The 15932-nt window shown below is 68.0% G+C and carries 15 protein-coding genes; 11 read left to right on the top strand and 4 right to left on the bottom strand.

Translation table 11 applies throughout. The annotated features are described in order from the left end of the window. The 4 genes from rsmB to C693_RS22720 all read left to right on the top strand — a co-directional run. On the top strand, nt 1–897 hold an 897-nt coding region (gene rsmB / locus C693_RS0115680), incomplete at its 5' end, for a 16S rRNA (cytosine(967)-C(5))-methyltransferase RsmB (protein ID WP_017463226.1). Between the two features lie 73 nt (nt 898–970). Then, entirely contained in the window at nt 971–2695 is a 1725-nt protein-coding gene (locus C693_RS0115675) for a glycosyltransferase family 39 protein (protein ID WP_017463225.1), read from the top strand. Beyond that, entirely contained in the window at nt 2673–4022 is a 1350-nt protein-coding gene (locus C693_RS0115670) for an O-antigen ligase family protein (protein WP_017463224.1), read from the top strand. The genes C693_RS0115675 and C693_RS0115670 overlap by 23 nt, the downstream gene beginning before the upstream one ends. Next, nucleotides 3955–4953: a glycosyltransferase family 2 protein gene (locus tag C693_RS22720; RefSeq protein ID WP_157798643.1), complete on the top strand. Its 999-nt coding sequence runs from the start codon at nt 3955–3957 to the stop codon at nt 4951–4953. Before C693_RS0115670 ends, C693_RS22720 begins: the two co-directional genes overlap by 68 nt. On the opposite strand, the gene C693_RS0115660 is transcribed toward C693_RS22720, so the two are convergent. Genes C693_RS0115660 through C693_RS0115650 form a run of 3 tightly spaced genes read right to left on the bottom strand, consistent with a single transcriptional unit; the run spans nt 4889 to nt 7637 of the window. Continuing rightward, nucleotides 4889–5743, bottom strand: coding sequence for a glycosyltransferase family 2 protein (locus C693_RS0115660; RefSeq protein WP_017463222.1), 855 nt, complete (start codon nt 5741–5743; stop codon nt 4889–4891). The two genes, C693_RS22720 and C693_RS0115660, sit on opposite strands and share 65 nt — an antisense overlap. After that, on the bottom strand, nt 5743–6690 hold the full coding sequence (locus C693_RS0115655) for a glycosyltransferase family 2 protein (RefSeq protein ID WP_017463221.1): 948 nt from the start codon (nt 6688–6690) through the stop codon (nt 5743–5745). Before C693_RS0115655 ends, C693_RS0115660 begins: the two co-directional genes overlap by 1 nt. Further along, nucleotides 6687–7637, bottom strand: a complete 951-nt coding sequence (locus C693_RS0115650) for a UDP-glucuronic acid decarboxylase family protein (RefSeq protein WP_017463220.1) — start codon at nt 7635–7637, stop codon at nt 6687–6689. The genes C693_RS0115655 and C693_RS0115650 overlap by 4 nt, the downstream gene beginning before the upstream one ends. 155 nt (nt 7638–7792) lie before the next feature. Here C693_RS0115650 and C693_RS0115645 point away from each other — a divergent pair, with 155 nt between their 5' ends. The 4 genes from C693_RS0115645 to C693_RS0115630 all read left to right on the top strand — a co-directional run bounded on the left by C693_RS0115645 (nt 7793) and on the right by C693_RS0115630 (nt 11808). After that, a complete protein-coding gene (locus C693_RS0115645) occupies nt 7793–8608 on the top strand; it encodes a glycosyltransferase family 2 protein (protein ID WP_017463219.1) in 816 nt (271 codons plus the stop codon). 71 nt (nt 8609–8679) lie between these two features. After that, a complete protein-coding gene (locus tag C693_RS0115640; protein ID WP_026107466.1) occupies nt 8680–9714 on the top strand; it encodes a CDP-glycerol glycerophosphotransferase family protein in 1035 nt (344 codons plus the stop codon). A gap of 58 nt (nt 9715–9772) precedes the next feature. After that, the gene (locus C693_RS0115635) at nt 9773–11485 is read left to right on the top strand and encodes an ArnT family glycosyltransferase (RefSeq protein WP_017463217.1); all 1713 of its coding nucleotides are present in this window, start codon (nt 9773–9775) and stop codon (nt 11483–11485) included. After that, the gene (locus tag C693_RS0115630) at nt 11482–11808 is read left to right on the top strand and encodes a hypothetical protein (RefSeq protein WP_017463216.1); all 327 of its coding nucleotides are present in this window, start codon (nt 11482–11484) and stop codon (nt 11806–11808) included. The genes C693_RS0115635 and C693_RS0115630 overlap by 4 nt, the downstream gene beginning before the upstream one ends. A gap of 5 nt (nt 11809–11813) precedes the next feature. On the opposite strand, the gene C693_RS0115625 is transcribed toward C693_RS0115630, so the two are convergent. After that, nucleotides 11814–12719, bottom strand: a complete 906-nt coding sequence (locus tag C693_RS0115625; RefSeq protein ID WP_017463215.1) for a lipid A biosynthesis acyltransferase — start codon at nt 12717–12719, stop codon at nt 11814–11816. Nucleotides 12720–12805: 86 nt separating this feature from the next. Between C693_RS0115625 and dtd the strand changes: the two genes are divergently transcribed. From dtd to C693_RS21950, 3 genes are all read left to right on the top strand, one after another. After that, a complete protein-coding gene (gene dtd, locus C693_RS0115620) occupies nt 12806–13243 on the top strand; it encodes a D-aminoacyl-tRNA deacylase (protein WP_017463214.1) in 438 nt (145 codons plus the stop codon). Nucleotides 13244–13388: 145 nt separating this feature from the next. Beyond that, on the top strand, nt 13389–15260 hold the full coding sequence (gene rpoD / locus C693_RS0115615; RefSeq protein WP_017463213.1) for an RNA polymerase sigma factor RpoD: 1872 nt from the start codon (nt 13389–13391) through the stop codon (nt 15258–15260). An 82-nt stretch (nt 15261–15342) separates the two neighbouring features. Beyond that, nucleotides 15343–15870 carry an EamA family transporter gene (locus tag C693_RS21950; RefSeq protein ID WP_157798642.1) on the top strand — a complete coding sequence of 176 codons (528 nt, stop codon included), beginning with the start codon at nt 15343–15345 and terminating at the stop codon, nt 15868–15870. The last annotated feature ends 62 nt before the right edge of the window (nt 15871–15932 follow it).

Genomic DNA, 15932 nt, shown 5'->3' with positions numbered 1-15932 from the left:
CCGCCGCCCCCCCGCCACGCCCATCCGGACTGGCTTGCCGTCGCGCTGGCGACCGACTGGCCCGCGCAGGCCGAGGCGGTGATGGCCGCCGACAACCGCGAGCCGCCCCTGATGCTGCGCGCGAACCGCCGCCACGGTGAGCGCGCCACACTGATCACGGCGCTGCGCGAGGCCGGGCAGGCGGCCGAAGCGCACCCGTGGCTGGCCGACGGCATCGTGCTGCCGCACAGCACCGACGTGACCCGCCTGCCTGGATTCGCCGAAGGCGCCTTCGCGGTGCAGGACGGTGCCGCACAAGCGGCCGCCGAGCTGGTCGAAGCACGCGACGGCCAGCGCGTGCTCGACGCCTGCGCCGCGCCGGGCGGCAAGGCCTGCCACCTGCTCGAGCGCGCGGACGTGGAGCTCACTGCGCTGGAGATGGACGACCACCGCGCCACCCGCATCCGGCAGAACCTGGAGCGCCTGCAGCTGGCGGCGAAGCTGATCGTGGGCGACGCCAGCCACCCCTCCGCATGGTGGGACGGTCGTCCGTTCGACCGCATACTCATCGACGCGCCGTGCTCCGCCTCGGGCGTGCTGCGCCGGCGGCCGGACGTGCGCCTGCACCGGCGCGAGAGCGACATCGCCGAACTCGGCGTGCTGCAGCGGCGCATCCTGCACGCACTGTGGCCGCTGCTGGCGCCGGGCGGACGGCTGGTCTACGCCACCTGCTCGCTGCTGCGGGCGGAGAACGAGGTCGTGGTCGCCGACCTGCTCGCCGCGCAGGCCGATGCCGAAGTGGTGCCGTTCGACCTGCCCGTCGGCCAGCGCGCCGCCGTGGGCTGGCAGATCCTGCCCGGCGACGGGGATCTCGACGGCATGTACTACGCCGTGCTGCACAAACACCCCGGATCCTGATGGTCGGCCACGATCCCCGGGCGGGCGGCTATGCTTGCCCGGTTGCCCGTCGCCCGATGGATGCGTCCCCGCTGTGAAGCCGCCCGTGCCACTCAACCGCGCCCGCCCGCTGTGGCTGGGCAACGCCCGTCGCGAACTGCTCTGGTCCGGCCTGTTCGCCCTGTTCGTGCTCGGCATCGGCATCGGCCTGCGCGATCCCTGGCCGTCGGACGAGCCGCGTTTCGCCCTGGTCGCCCGCTGGATGGTCGAGCACGGCCAGTGGCTGTTCCCGCACCGCGGTCACGAGCTTTATCCGGACAAACCGCCGGTATTCATGTGGCTGCAGGCGTTGGCCTACTTCCTTACCCGCAACTGGCGCATCGCCTTCCTGCTGCCGTCACTGCTCTCGGCAATGGGGGCGCTGGCCCTGGTCTACGACCTGGCGCGCCGGCTGTGGAACCACCGCAGTGGCCTGCTCGCCGCGCTGACACTGCTGGTAACGATCCATTTCACCTATCAGATGCGCAACGCGCAGATCGACCCGCTGCTGCTCGGCTGGATGACCCTGGCCAATTACGGCCTGCTCCGTCACCTGCTGCTCGGCCCGGCGTGGCGATGGTTCTGGGTCGGCTGCTTCTTTGCCGGCGTCGGTGTCGTGACAAAGGGCGTCGGTGTGCTCGCGCTGCTGATGCTGGTGCCGTTCGCCTTCGCACGCAGCCGCAGTTGGGGGCACGTCGCCCGGTTCGAGGGGGGCGCCGGGCGCTGGGCCCTGGGGGCGCTCGCCTTCCTGCTGCCGGTGCTGGGTTGGGTGGTGCCGATGGTGCTGGTCGCGCACGCGGACGGCGATCCGCAGCACGCCGAATACGTGCAGAACATCCTGTTCGGGCAGACCGTGCACCGCTATGCCACGCCGCCGGGACATATCCACTCGGTCGGGTTTTTCCTGGGAATCATCGCTGCGGACTGGCTGCCGCTGTCGCTGCTGCTACCGTGGGCGATACCTGCCTGGTGGCGGCGGCTGAAGCGGCGCGATGCACGCTTCCTGCTGCCGCTGGGATGGATCGTGCTGATCCTGGTTTTCTTCTCGCTGAGCCCGGGCAAGCGCGACGTCTACATCCTGCCGGCCCTGCCGATTGCCGCACTGGCGATGGCGCCGATGCTGCCCGCGCTGCTGCGCAGGTCCGGCGTCTGCCGCGCGCTGTTCGCGCTGACCGCGGGCCTGGCCGGCGCGCTGACGCTCGCCGGTGCGCTGGCACTGGTCCGGCATCCAGCCTGGTCGGTGAAGATCGAGCAAAGCCTGGATCCACGGATCTGGTGGCTGTTCCTGGCGATGGGCGTGGGCGGACTGCTGATTGCCGCGCTCACGCGCGTGCGGCGCGCGCCGCTCGGGTGGGCCGCCTTCGCCGCTCTGCTCTGGAGCGTTTACGGGCTGTGGGGATACCCGTTGCTCAATGCCGACCGATCGGCCCTGGGGGTGATGGAGAAAGCGCGCGCGATCGCCGGCCCCGACGCCACGATCGGCCTCGTCGCCTGGAAGGAGCAGAACCTGTTGATGGCCCAGGGGCCGGTGGCCGAGTTCGGCTTCCTCAAACCATGGCCGCAGCAGTTTTCCGACGCCGTGGCCTGGCTGAAGGCCGACCCTGGCCACCGCTGGTTGTTCAGTCTGGACGCCGCGATGGGAGACTGCGTGCAGAAGACCAAGGCCACCTATGTCGGACACGCCAACCGTCGCGAATGGTGGATGTTCCGCGCCGACGCCGTGGTGAGTGGCTGCACGCCCGGAGGAGCGGGAAACGATGACGACAACAGCGAGGACTGAGCCGCTGTCCCGCTTCGGCAACGCGCGTCACGGGGTCCTGCTCGCTGCGCGCTGGTGCGCCGTGGCAAGCCTGTTCATGGCACCGGTCAACAAACCCGGCACCAACGTGGCGCTTGGTCTATGCGTGCTGTTGTCGTTGCTCGGCACGGACACTCGCCAGCGGTGGCTTGCCTCCTGGCGCCATCCGGTCGTGCGCGGCGCCCTCGTGTGGTGGGGGGTGCTTTTCCTCAGTGCCCTGCATACTTGGTACCTGACGTCGAAGCTGCCGCTCGGCGGGTCCTTCGTGTGGGCCTGTTGGTATCCCCTGGCCCTGGGTTCGGTGCTCGACGACGATCGCTGGCGGGGACGTGCGCTGGTCGCCTTTGCGATGGCCATGGCGCTGACCGTGCTGATTTCGTGGGGCATGGCCATCGGCTGGATTCCCCAACGCGCCCTGATCGCCACGCAGCCGTTCATGCGCAACACCGTGTTCAAGGAGTACACCCAGCAGGGCCTGGCCACCCTCATTTTCGCGTCGATGGCGCTGGCTGCGGCGACGTGCACGCGGTCGAGGAATTTGCGCTGGAGCCTTGCACTGGTGTCCGGACTGGCCGTGGCCAACGTCTGTTTCGCGCTGGAAAGCCGCACCAGCTACCTGACCCTGTTGCCCGTGGCCGCGTACTGGGCGTGGCGGCTGCTGCTTCGGCACTGGTCGGCGCTGAAGGCCGGGTTGGCCATGCTCACCCTTGGCGCGGCCGTTGCCATTGCGCTCTGGTTCACACCTCTCGTGCGCGATCGCCTGGTGCTGTCCGTCGATCACGAAGTCGTCGCATACGAACAGCAACATACGCCTACGTCGTCGGGTATCCGGCTCGAACTCTGGCGCCGTACGTTGCCAATGATCGCCTCTGCCCCCGTCTGGGGGCACGGCCTGCACCAATGGGAGCCGCTGTATCGGCAAGCGACCCGCGACATGCCCAACCGGCAAGCGTTCATGATGGGACACCCACACCAGGAGATGCTGCTGATCCTGGCCGAGCAGGGATGCACCGGCCTGCTGGTTTATCTGCTGTTACTCGGTGCGCTCGCACGCTACATATCCCGCCTGGATCCGCCGCAACGTGATATCTATGCGAGCGCGCTCCTGGTGTATCTCGTGGCCGGGATGGCGAATTGCCTCTGGGCTGACTTTACCCACCGACACGTGTTTATCCTTCTCCTGTCCTGCATTCCGCTGGTGGCGCAGGGAGAATCCACCAAGGCCTCGGACGGCTTGCCTGATGCACGAAAGAACCTACGACAGCGTGACGGTGGTCTGCGTCACGTACCAGAGCCGGGAGCTGGCTGAATCGCTGGCGGAGCGCCTGCGTTCGTTTCCGCAGGTCATCGTCATCGACAATGGCAGCACCGACGGTACGGCGGCCGCGCTGCGGCGGCTGGTCCCGCACGCGCGCGTGCTGCAGCGGGAGGCCAACGGTGGCTTCGGCAAGGCAAACAACGAGGCCATGGCGCAGGTTCGTACGCCCTTTGCCCTGCTGCTCAATCCCGACTGCAGCCTTCCGGCCGACTCGATGGACGTGCTGATGGCCTGCATGGAGCGCTACCCCTCGGCAGGAGCAATCGCCCCGCAGAGCTGGCGCGCCAGCGGGAGCCCCCAGAAGAGTTTCCGGCCCGCCTTCTACGAAAAGCTCCCCCGACAGGCCTACCGCCCACCGGATGCCACCTGCTCCGCGCAGTGGCTCAACGGCTGCTGTCTGCTGGTACGCACCGGCGCGTTCCACCAGATCGGAGGCTTCGACGAACGGTTCTTCCTCTACTACGAGGACGACGACCTGTGCCTGCGCCTGAGGCGGGCTGGATATGAATGCCTCATCGAGCCTGCGGCCAGGGCACTTCATGCGGGCGGGGCCTCGTCCTCACCGAGCGCCTCCCTCAGCCTGTTCAAGGCTTTCCACTACGCGCGCTCCCGCCACCTGGCGATCTGCAGATACCGGGGGCGCGGTGCGGGCTACCGTTACCTGGCCAAGACGCTGCTGGCCGCCGCACCGCTGTGCCTGGGGTACGCCGTAGTGCTGCAACGCAGGCACGCGATGAAGTGGCTGGCATGGGGGGCGGCGGCAGCCCGCGGATTGCTGGAACCGCCACCTGCCAAGCTTGCCGAACAGGAAGCATCACGCCGGGCTCACGCCCCGGCGAAGCGACCGATCGATCCGCTCAGGCGTGGATGGGCGCCCCGGCAGACGCTCCCACTGAACGAAGATCAGCCGGCGGAGCAATGAACTCCCGCAGGTGGGCGGTCACGCCCATCTCGCAACGGACCAGGTTCCGTGCGCGCGTATCCTCCACCACGCGGTCGTTCGGGTTGTCGACGATGCACTTGCGGGTAGGGTGATAGAGGTGGGTGGCCAGTGCGCTGAAACGCACGTCCCGTCGCGACAGGCCCGCATGGAACGCACGGATCGCCAGCTCGGTGTCCTCCCGGCCCCAGCCGGTCATGGCCTCATTGAATCCGTTGACGCGCAGCAGGTCGTCACGCCAGAACCCCATGTTGCAACTCTTGATGCCGCGCTGCTTGTGCCCCGGGCGGGCGTACAAGCGGGCAACCGGCGGCAACCGCAGCGTATGGCGGCGACGCTCGATGCCGCGCTCGAAGAATCCGGGCTGGTCGAGCTCCCCGCAGATCATGCGGCGGGTCAGCGCCTCGTCGGTCAACACGCGCGAGCCCTGCACGAAACACCCGGGGCGAGCAAACGCATGATGGTCGGCGATGAAATGTCGCTCCGCGACCATGTCGCCGTCGAGCAGCACCACGTAGTCGCCCTGGGCCGCGGCGATCGCGCGATTGCGCGCACGACTCATCCGCGCGCCATCGTCGGGCTGCCACAGATGCACCAGCCGCACGGGATAGTCGCGGGCCACCCGTTCGAGCAACTGACGCGTGTCGTCGCGCGAGCCGTCGTCGGTCACGATGACCTCGTGGGGCAGCTCGATCTGCCGCGCCAGCGCACGCAGCACCAGGCCGAGCGCCTGCGGCCAGTTGTAGGTGATCACCGCGACGCTGATGCGCATCAGCCCAACCCCTTGAACTCCACAGGGAGTTTGCCCCGACGACGCCATGCTGACCAGAGGATCGAGAGCGATTGCTCGGTGCGACGCAGCCAGCTGCCCTGGCGGAGCCGGACCAGTCCGGCATAGCGACGGGCCTCACGCCAGGTCGGCTCGGGCTTGGTCTTGAACTCCTGCTTGGCGAATTCGACGCAGCGTGCGTCCAGTCCGACCGAGCACGCGTAGTGCTCGATCAGGCTGCGCGAGCGGAAGCGGTTGAGGTACTCGTTCGCCGGGGTGCGATGGCTCCACCAGCCGTTGGCGCCATGGATGCGATAGCGCACGGTGCCGGTCGGCAGGTAGTACTTGCGGCCGCCCAGGATGCTGGTGCCGAACACCAGGCAGTTGTCGGCGGAGAGACGCCAGGAAGAAGAGAGGCCGACCGGGAGTTCGAGGGTACGCCGGGCCCAGTCGATCCTGAGCGCGATCGCCGAGGTAGGCGCACCGTACCAATGGGTCAACATGTAGGTGCTGACTGCGGTGTACCCCAGGTCCACCGGACGATCCGCATGACGCATCCGGCCCACCTGCTGATCGAACAGCTCGACATCGTTGAACACGAAGTCGATGTCCCTGCGGGTGTCGAACAGTTCGCCGAGGCGCGCGAGGTGCTCCGGTCGCCAGCAGTCGTCGGCGTCGAGGAAGCAGACCACGTCGCCGTCGGCCACGGCCAGCCCGCGCTGGAACGCCGCCAGCTGACCGCCGTTCTCGCCGAGCAGCAGGGTCACCCGGGGATCGTCGCCGTAACGCTCGGCAAGCTGTGCCGGCGAGCCGTCGGTGGAGCCGTCGTCGACCACGATCAACTGGTGCGGCACACGCGTCTGCGCCAGCACACCGTCGATCGCTTCGCAGACGAAGGCGCCGTAGTTGTAGTTCGTGACGATGACCGAGAAGCGCACCGACGCACTCATGCGGCATGTCCCTCGGCGAACAGCCGGCGGAAGTACGCGATCGTCTCCTTCAGCCCGTCCTCCAGTGCCACCCGTGGCTGCCACCCCAGCTCCTCGCGAGCCAGCGCGATATCGGGCTGGCGCTGGCGCGGGTCGTCCGCCGGCAACGGGCGATGGACGATGCGGGACGCACCACCGACCAGGCGCAGCACCAGCTCGGCCAGCTCGATCATGGTGAATTCCACCGGGTTGCCGATGTTCACCGGCCCGGTGAATCCGCGCCGGGTGTCCATCATCCGCAGCATCGCCTCGACCAGGTCGTCCACGTAGCAGAAGCTGCGGGTCTGCGTGCCATCGCCGTACAGCGTGATGTCCTCACCCTTGAGGGCCTGCACGATGAAATTGCTCACCACGCGGCCGTCATTGGGGTGCATGCGCGGGCCGTAGGTGTTGAAGATGCGCACGACCTTGATGTCCAGATCGTGCTGGCGGTGATAGTCGAAGAACAGCGTCTCGGCGCAACGCTTGCCCTCGTCGTAGCAGCTGCGGAAGCCGATCGGGTTGACCCGCCCCCAGTACTCCTCGCGTTGCGGATGCACCTCGGGATCGCCGTACACCTCGCTGGTCGAGGCCTGCAGGATACGCGCCCTCAACCGCTTGGCCAGGCCCAGCATGTTGATCGCGCCATGCACCGAGGTCTTGGTGGTCTGCACGGGATCGTGCTGGTAGTGCACCGGCGAGGCCGGGCAGGCGAGGTTGAAGATGCGGTCCACCTCCACGTACAGCGGGAAGGTCACGTCATGGCGCATCAGCTCGAAGTCGGCCCGCCCGAGCAGATGGGCGACGTTGCGCTTGGCCCCGGTGAAGAAGTTGTCGACGCACAACACATCGTGGCCGGCGGCCACCAGGCGGTCGCAGAGATGCGAGCCGAGGAAGCCGGCGCCGCCAGTGACGAGGATTCGGTTCATTGACACGCCTTGGTTGGAGGCCTGCCCTGGCCCAAGCACCCCTGTCGATCAGGGAATTCTGTCATGTGTCCAAAGTCATGAAGTTGACCGTGGACATGCGGTGGACATGTCCGATTCAGCAAGGTCCGCGCGCCGGCGCCCTGTAGAATCCCGCCATGCGCACCCTGCCCCTGACCCTGGTCGTCATCACCCACAACGAGGCGCACACCATCGCCCGCTGCCTGGACTCGGTCCCGTTCGCCGCTGAAAAACTGGTGGTGGATTCCGGCAGCGACGACGATACGGTGGCAATCGCAGGAGCCCACGGCGCCCGCGTGGTGCACCAGGACTGGCTCGGTTTCGGGCCGCAACGCAATTTCGCCACCACCCAGTGCGCGCATGAGTGGATCCTCGCGCTGGACGCCGACGAGTCGCTCTCGCCGGACCTGGTGGCGGAGATGGAACGCGAGCTGCCCGCGCTGATGGCCAGCGACGCCCCGGCCGCCTGGCTGCGCCGGCGCACCATCTACATGGGCCGGCCGATGCGCTGGTACCGGCCGAACGTGGGCGAGAAACTGGCCCGTCTCTACCATCGCGACCGCGCCCGCTGGACCGACGCCCGCGTGCACGAGTCGCTGCGCTTCGAGGGCCGCGCGCCGACCTTCACCGCGCCGTTCGACCACGCCAACAACCCGACCCTGCCGCACAAGCAGCTCAAGGTGCTGCGCTACGCCGAGCTGAAATGCCGCGACTGGCTGGAAAAGGGCAAGCCGGTGCGGATGTGGCAGGCACCGTTGGTCTACCTGCTGGCCTTCCTCAAGGACTACGTGTTCCGGCTGGCCATGCTGGACGGCTGGCGCGGCTTCCTGATCGCCCAGACCGCGGCCAGCTACGCGCTGTACAAGCGCATGCGCTACTACGAAATGCGGCAGAACCCGGCCTCGGTAGCCGAGGCCGAGGCCGTGCTGAAGCGGCACGGCGTCGACCGCTGAAGCGGCCCCGGATCGGCAAGCCGATCGTCGCGCCGTAAGCTATGCGCTTTGCCCTGCCTGTCGGCCGCACCATGCCCAAGCATTACCTCCTCTACGGTTCCGAACGCTACGCGCTGGCGATCCTGCGTCCGCTGCAGGCCGCGATCCGCGCCCGCGGCGACGAAACAGCCTGGTTCTTCGACGGCCCGGGCGCCGAAGATCTGGTCGAGGGCGAGCGCCTGCTGAGCGTGGAAGAGGTGCGTCGCTGGAAGCCGATCGCCGTGCTCACCCCGGGCAACCACCTTCCGCACTTTTTCCCGGGCGTGAAGGTCGAGGTGTTCCACGGCTTCGACGCCGGCAAGCCGCGCCACATCTACATCCGCGGCTTTTTCGACCTGTACTGCACCACCGGCCCGCGCGACACCGCGCAGTTCCAGGCGCTGGCCGACCAGCTCGGCCACTTCGGCGTGACCGAGACCGGCTGGCCCAAGCTCGACCCGTTCATGCGCGAGATCGCTGGCCCGCTGCCGCCGGTGCGCACGCCACCGGTGATCCTCTACCACTCGACCTTCTCGCCCTCCTGGAGCGCCGCCGAGACGCTGTATGAAGAGGTCAAGCGGCTGTCGCGCGACGGCCGCTGGCGCTGGATCGTCACCTTCCATCCGAAGATGAACCCGGAAACCCGCGCCAAGTACAAGGCACTGGAGAACGAGCATCTGCGCTTCGCCGAAGACGACAACATCCTCGACCTGTTCGGCCAGGTGGACATGATGTGCTCGGATACCTCCTCCGCCCTCAACGAATTCCTGCTCACCGGCAAGCCGGTGGTGACATTCAAGAATCGCCGTCCCGGCCCGCAGCTGATCGACATCGACCGGGCGGAGGATTTCGAGCCGGCGATCGAACGCGCACTGTCCAGGCCGCCGGAGCTGATCCAGGCGATCCGCGACTATGCCGATGCGATCCACCCTTACCGCGACGGTCGCTCCAGCGAGCGGGTGCTGGACGCCATCGACGCGTTCATCGCCCGCGGCGGGCGCAATCGGCGACCCAAGCCGCTGAACCTGTGGCGCAAGTTCAAGCTGCGTCGTCGCATCGGCTACTGGGGGCCGGCCCGGATCCGCTAAGGCGGCAGCCAGCCGTGCGGCAGCTAGAATGCGGGCCGTTCCCCCGCCGAGCCACGCCGTGACGTCCAACGCCTACCGCCGTTCCGAACACCTGCGCGCCCTGTGGCCCTGGTTGCCACTGTGGACCGCGGCCGCGTTGCTGGCGATCTTCTCGCACGGGCCGATGCCGCTGTTTTCCACCCGCACCCTCGCGGTGGCCTGGGAGATGTGGCACGGGCACCACTGGCTGGTGCCCTACATGAATGGCGAGCCGTACAGCGAGAAAGCGCCGCTGCTGTTCTGGATGATCCACGCCGGCTGGGCCGTGTTCGGCGTCAACGACGTCTGGCCGCGGGTGCTGGAAGTGGGCTTCGGCGCCACGCAGCTGGTGCTGGTATCGATGATCGCCCGGCGCCTGTTCCCCGACCGGCCGTGGGTGGCCTCCGCCACGCCGTGGATGCTGCTGTCGCTGAGCTACGCGTTCCTGTTCGGCCAGCAGATCATGTACGACGTACCGCTGGCGACCTGGGCGCTGGCCACCCTGCTGTGCCTGCTGCCGACCGACCGCCGTGCCGAGCCGCGCTGGTGGCTGTTCGGCCTGTGCATCGGCTTCGGCCTGCTGACCAAGGGCCCGGTGATGCTGCTGCACGTGATCTTTCCGTGGCTGCTCGGACCATTCTGGAACGACTGGGCGCGCCAGCACCGCTCGCGCTGGTACGGCTTCGGTGCGCTGGGCGTGCTGCTGGGCCTGGCGATGCTGCTGGCCTGGGCGATCCCTGCCGGCTTCAGCGGTGGCGAGGCCTACCGCCAGCGGCTGTTCTTCACCCAGACCGCAGGGCGGGTGGTCAACGGGGTGGCGCCGGCCGCCGACCTGCAGAACCATGCCCGACCGGTGTGGTGGTACCTGCTGGCCGTGCCGGTGCTGATGTTCCCGCTCAGCGCCTGGCCGCGCGCGGTCGCGGCGCTGGCGATGCTGCGCCGACCGCTGCCGGTCGGCGTGCGCTTCGCGCTGAGCTGGCTGGTGCCGGCCTTCGTCACCTTCTCGCTGGTCAGCGGCAAGCAGCTGTACTACCCGCTTCCCGAGCTGGGCGGCGCCTGCCTGCTGCTGGCCGGCGCCGTGGCGCTGCTGCGCGAGCGCCATCCGCGCCTGGCCACCACCGCCTGGCTGGGCACGTGGCCGCTCGCCGTGGGTGGCGCGCTGCTGGCAGTGTTCATGTTCGTGCTGCCGGGCCTGGTCGCCGGCAACCACCTGCACGGGGAATGGCTCGACGAGGCGGTCGGCTACAGCCGCTACTTCTCCGTGCTGTTCCTGTTGCTGGGCGCACTGCTGCTGTTGCGCGGCCGCGGCGAAATGCGCCGGCTGGCGGTGGCGGGCCTGGTCGGCACGCTGGCCCTCAACACGCTGTTCACGCTCACCGCCTGGCACAAATACGACCTGACGCCGTCGAACCAGCTGCTGGCCTCGATCCAGGCACAGCACCGCGCGATCGGCTACTTCGGTTCATACGACGCGCAGTTCCACTTCGCCGCGCGGCTGACCGGCCCGATCACCGAGATGCACGTGCCGGCGCAGGTCGCCGCATTCGCCCAGGCGCACCCGGACGGAGTGATCGTGACCCATCCCGGCAAGCTGACCGACGAGGATCGTCGCTACGCCCTGCTGGTGCAGCCGTTCCGCTCGTCCTGGATCGTGATCTGGGCGGCGCCGTCGCTGGTGGACGTGCAGGCCGGGCAGATCCCGCCCGAACCGGCCACGCCCACGCTCGTCTATCCGGGCACGGCGCGCCCGTGAGCCCGTCGCGCATCCAGGCCCTGCGCGCGCAGTGCGGTGGCCCGCGCGACGGCGCGCTGCTGCGCTTTTCGCTCGGCGCCGCCCTGCTTGACGCGAACGACGCCGCCGGGGCCCGCGCGGAACTCGAACGGGCAACGGCCTTCGACCCGGCCTATTCGGCCGCCTGGAAGCTGCTGGGCAAGGCCTGCGTGGAATCCGGCGACATCATGGCCGCCGCGCAAGCGTGGCGACGTGGCATCGCCGCCGCCGAGGCACGTGGCGACGAACAGGCAAGGAAGGAGATGACCGTGTTCCTGCGCCGGCTAGAGCGCTCCGCCGACTGAGCCGCTCAGTCGACCGCAATCCGACCCGGGCCGTCGTAGGGGCTGACCAGACCATCGGCCGAGTAGCGTTTGTATTGCCACTGGTACTGGGTGAACGCCCGCTCCACGCAATCCTCCACCCCGCGATTGAGCGCGGCGCAGGCCACGCCCAGATCGGCATCGTCCAGTCCGGCCGGTGCCGGCAGCAGATGGATACGGAAGCCCTTTCCGCGCGGCAGGCGCTCGGCGAAGGCGAACAGCACGGTCGCGCCGGTGCGGGCCGCCAGTCGTGGCAACAGCACCATGGTCAACGCGTCACGGCCGAAGAACGGCGCCACCTGGCCCTCGCCGGCACGCGGCTTCTGGTCCGGGAGGATGCCGACGGCACCGCCTGTGGCCAGTCGCTTGTAAAGCGTGCGCACCCCGGCACCTTCCGCGCGCACCTGCTCGGGGGCAAGTGCGCCACGCACCTTGCGCAACAGCTGCTCCACCGCGGCGATCCGCGGCGGCCGGTACAGGATCGCCATCGGCGTGCGGCTGCACAGCCAGTAGTTCAGCAACTCCCAGCAACCCAGGTGCGGAGCAGCGACGATCACCCCCTTGCCCGCCGCCAGCGCGGCGTCGAACAGCTCGCCACCGCGCACCTCGCGTACCAGACCCAGAGCGCGCGTTGCGCCGCTGCCCCAGACCTTGATGATCTCGGTGACCGACTTGCCGGCCTCGACCATCGCGCCACGCAGCAACGTGCGGCGGGCCTCGGCCGACAGACCCGGCCGGGTCACCGCAAGGTTCACCGCCGTGACGTCCGCTGCACGCGCGCCGCGCCACAGCATCAGCCTTCCGATCAGCGCTCCGGCGCCATGCAGCGCACGCAACGGCAACAGCGCCAGCAGGCGCAGCAGGAGGTAGAGCAGGTAGATATCCGCACGCATCCGCCCAGTGTAGTGGAAGGTCCCGTCCTCGCTGCCGGAACCGGAGCGGTCGCGCTAAGCTGCGCCGACCTTTCACGGACCACCGCATGATCGCACTGATCCAGCGCGTCACCGGCGCGCATGTCACCGTGGACGACGAGACCGTCGGCGCCATCGGCCCGGGCCTGCTGGCCCTGGTGGCGGTCGAGCCCGACGACGGCGAGCCACAGACCCGGCGCATGCTCGAGCGGCTGCTCGGCTACCGCGTGTTCGCCGACGATGCCGGCCGCATGAACCGCTCCCTCACCGATATCCGCGGCGGCCTGCTGCTGGTCAGCCAGTTCACCCTGGCGGCCGACACCCGCAAGGGCATGCGTCCGAGTTTCACCACCGCCGCACCGCCCGAGCATGGCCGCTACTGGTTCGATCGCCTGGTCGAGCTGGCCCGTGCCGCGCATCCGGGGGTGGAAACCGGCCGCTTCGGTGCCCATATGCAGGTGCACCTGGTGAACGACGGTCCGGTCACTTTCTGGCTGGAGACCTGATGGCTCCGAACTCCCGTGGACCCTTGCGATCGCCTTGTCTGGCGCGATTCTTGCTCCCCACGGCAGCTCTTTTTCTTCCTTGAAAACTGGTCAAAAAAGCGCCACATCGCTATACTGACCGGTTCCTGCATCCGCGGCGGTAGGTATGAATAGCAAAGCTCCCGAGCAACAGTCCGAAATCAAGGCGCTCATCTCCAAGGGTCTGGAGCAGGGCTACCTGACCTATGCCGAGATCAACGACCACCTGCCCGACGACATCGTCGATCCGGAGCAGATCGAAGACATCATGGCGGTGCTCAAGGGCGTCGGCATCGAAGTGCACGACGCCGCGCCGGACGCCGATCCGCTGGCCGACAATGCGCCCGGCAGCGGCAACGACGACGAGGCCGCCGCCGAAGAAGCCGTGGCCCTGCTGTCCGCCGTGGACGCCGAGGTCGGCCGCACCACCGACCCGGTGCGCATGTACATGCGCGAGATGGGCACGGTCGAGCTGCTGACCCGCGAGGGCGAGATCGCCATCGCCAAGCGCATCGAGGAAGGCCTGGGCCAGGTGCAGACCGCGCTGGCCAGCTTCCCGCTGACGATCGAGCTGCTGCTGGAGGAGTACGACCAGCACCTGGACGGCAAGCGCCGCCTGTCCGAGATCCTCGCCGGCTTCCTCGATCTGGAAGCTGCCGCCGACGCCGCGCGCCTGGAAGCCGAAGAGGCTGCGGCCAACGCCACCGACGACGACAGCGAAGGCGACGAGGACGACGACGACAGCGACACCTCCTCGGACGACGACGACGCCGTCGCCAGCGGCCCGGATCCGGAGGAGGTCAAGCGCCGCATGGAGCTGCTGCGCGACTACTACGCCAAGTTCCAGAAGGCGGCCCCCAAGGCCACCAGCATCACCGACAAGAAAATCGTCAAGCTGCGCGACCAGATGGCCGAGGAGTTCCTCAAGCTCAAGCTGCCGTCCGCGCTGATCGACAGCTTCGTGCGCAAGCTGCGCGAAGTGGTGGGGGATATCCGCCACCACGAGCGCGTGCTGATGGACATCTTCATCAAGCAGGTGAAGATGCCCAAGGCCGAGTTCCTCAAGACCTTCCCCAGCAACGAGGGCAACCTCGAGTGGGCGGCCGAGCTGGGTCGCAAGCGCCAGAAGTGGTCGCCGAACGTCAAGACGCACAAGGAAGCCATCGACGCCGAGCAGGAGAAGCTCGCCGCGATCGAGCGCAAGCTGTTCCTGCCGCTGACCGACATCAAGGACATCAACCGCGCGATGAGCGTGGGCGAGGCCAAGGCGCGCCGCGCCAAGAAGGAAATGGTCGAGGCGAACCTGCGCCTGGTGATCTCGATCGCCAAGAAGTACACCAACCGCGGCCTGCAGTTCCTCGACCTGATCCAGGAAGGCAACATCGGCCTGATGAAGGCGGTGGACAAGTTCGAGTATCGCCGCGGCTACAAGTTCTCGACCTACGCCACCTGGTGGATCCGCCAGGCGATCACCCGCTCGATCGCCGACCAGGCGCGCACCATCCGCATCCCGGTGCACATGATCGAGACGATCAACAAGCTCAACCGCATCTCCCGCCAGATGCTCCAGCAGTTCGGCCGCGAGGCCACGCCGGAGGAACTGGCCAAGGAGATGGACATGCCCGAGGACAAGATCCGCAAGGTGCTGAAGATCGCCAAGGAACCGATCTCCATGGAGACCCCGATCGGCGACGACGAGGACTCGCACCTGGGCGATTTCATCGAGGACTCCAACGCCTCCTCGCCGATCGACTCGGCCACCGAGACCGGTCTGATGGAGACGGTGCGCGACGTGCTCGCCGGCCTCACCCCGCGGGAGGCCAAGGTGCTGCGCATGCGCTTCGGCATCGACATGAACACCGACCACACGCTGGAAGAGGTCGGCAAGCAGTTCGACGTGACCCGCGAGCGCATCCGCCAGATCGAGGCCAAGGCCCTGCGCAAGCTGCGTCATCCGAGCCGTTCGGAGCAGCTGCGTTCGTTCCTCGACCTCGACTGACCGGTCGCACGATGCTCCCCCGGAAACGCCCGCTCGCCGCGGGCGTTTCTTTTTCCGACGCCCCCATCGCTCCCGGAATGCCGTGAACACCCCGCCCCCCTCCCACGCCCATTCATCCATGCGCAGCGGCCTGCTGTTCGGCATCGCCTGCTACGGCATCTGGGGCGTGCTGCCGCTGTACCTGATCGAACTGGAATTCGCCTCCGCACTGGAAGTGGTGGCGCACCGGGCGCTGTGGACGGCGCTGATCTGCCTGGGCATCCTCGCCGCCCGGCGCTCGCTCGGCGAGCTGCGCGACACGTTGCGCCACGGCCGGCAGATGGCCTTCCTCACCGCCGCCGCGGCGCTGATCGCGGTGAACTGGCTGGTCTACGTGTATGCCGCCAACCAGCGCGAAGTACTGCAGGCATCGCTCGGCTACTTCATCAATCCGCTGCTCACCGTGCTGCTGGGCGTGTTCGTGCTGCGCGAACGTCTGCGACCGGCGCAGTGGATCGCGATGGCGATCGCCGCCAGCGCCGTCACCGTCATCGCCGTGGGCTACGGCCACCCGCCGTGGCTCGCGCTGGCGCTGGCGGGAAGCTTCGGTCTGTATGTAATGACCCAGTGATTTCCTGCTCAGGTGTTACGTTTAGACGGAGACACCATGAGCATCGTGATGGAAGAAGAGAT

Origin of the sequence: Dyella ginsengisoli LA-4 (genome assembly GCF_000334915.1) — a bacterium.
GTDB lineage: Bacteria > Pseudomonadota > Gammaproteobacteria > Xanthomonadales > Rhodanobacteraceae > Dyella_A > Dyella_A ginsengisoli_A.
Note: the sequence above shows the minus strand (reverse complement) of the source record. Positions and strands in the feature narration are given on the sequence as shown.

Excerpts from the sequence above, each read along its gene's own strand:
- C693_RS0115670 (WP_017463224.1), top strand. The coding sequence starts at position 2,673 with ATGACGACAACAGCGAGGACTGAGCCGCTGTCCCGCTTCGGCAACGCG.
- C693_RS22720 (WP_157798643.1), top strand. The coding sequence starts at position 3,955 with ATGCACGAAAGAACCTACGACAGCGTGACGGTGGTCTGCGTCACGTAC.
- C693_RS0115660 (WP_017463222.1), bottom strand. The coding sequence starts at position 5,743 with ATGCGCATCAGCGTCGCGGTGATCACCTACAACTGGCCGCAGGCGCTC.
- C693_RS0115655 (WP_017463221.1), bottom strand. The coding sequence starts at position 6,690 with ATGAGTGCGTCGGTGCGCTTCTCGGTCATCGTCACGAACTACAACTAC.
- C693_RS0115650 (WP_017463220.1), bottom strand. The coding sequence starts at position 7,637 with ATGAACCGAATCCTCGTCACTGGCGGCGCCGGCTTCCTCGGCTCGCAT.
- C693_RS0115645 (WP_017463219.1), top strand. The coding sequence starts at position 7,793 with ATGCGCACCCTGCCCCTGACCCTGGTCGTCATCACCCACAACGAGGCG.
- C693_RS0115640 (WP_026107466.1), top strand. The coding sequence starts at position 8,680 with ATGCCCAAGCATTACCTCCTCTACGGTTCCGAACGCTACGCGCTGGCG.
- C693_RS0115625 (WP_017463215.1), bottom strand. The coding sequence starts at position 12,719 with ATGCGTGCGGATATCTACCTGCTCTACCTCCTGCTGCGCCTGCTGGCG.
- dtd (WP_017463214.1), top strand. The coding sequence starts at position 12,806 with ATGATCGCACTGATCCAGCGCGTCACCGGCGCGCATGTCACCGTGGAC.
- rpoD (WP_017463213.1), top strand. The coding sequence starts at position 13,389 with ATGAATAGCAAAGCTCCCGAGCAACAGTCCGAAATCAAGGCGCTCATC.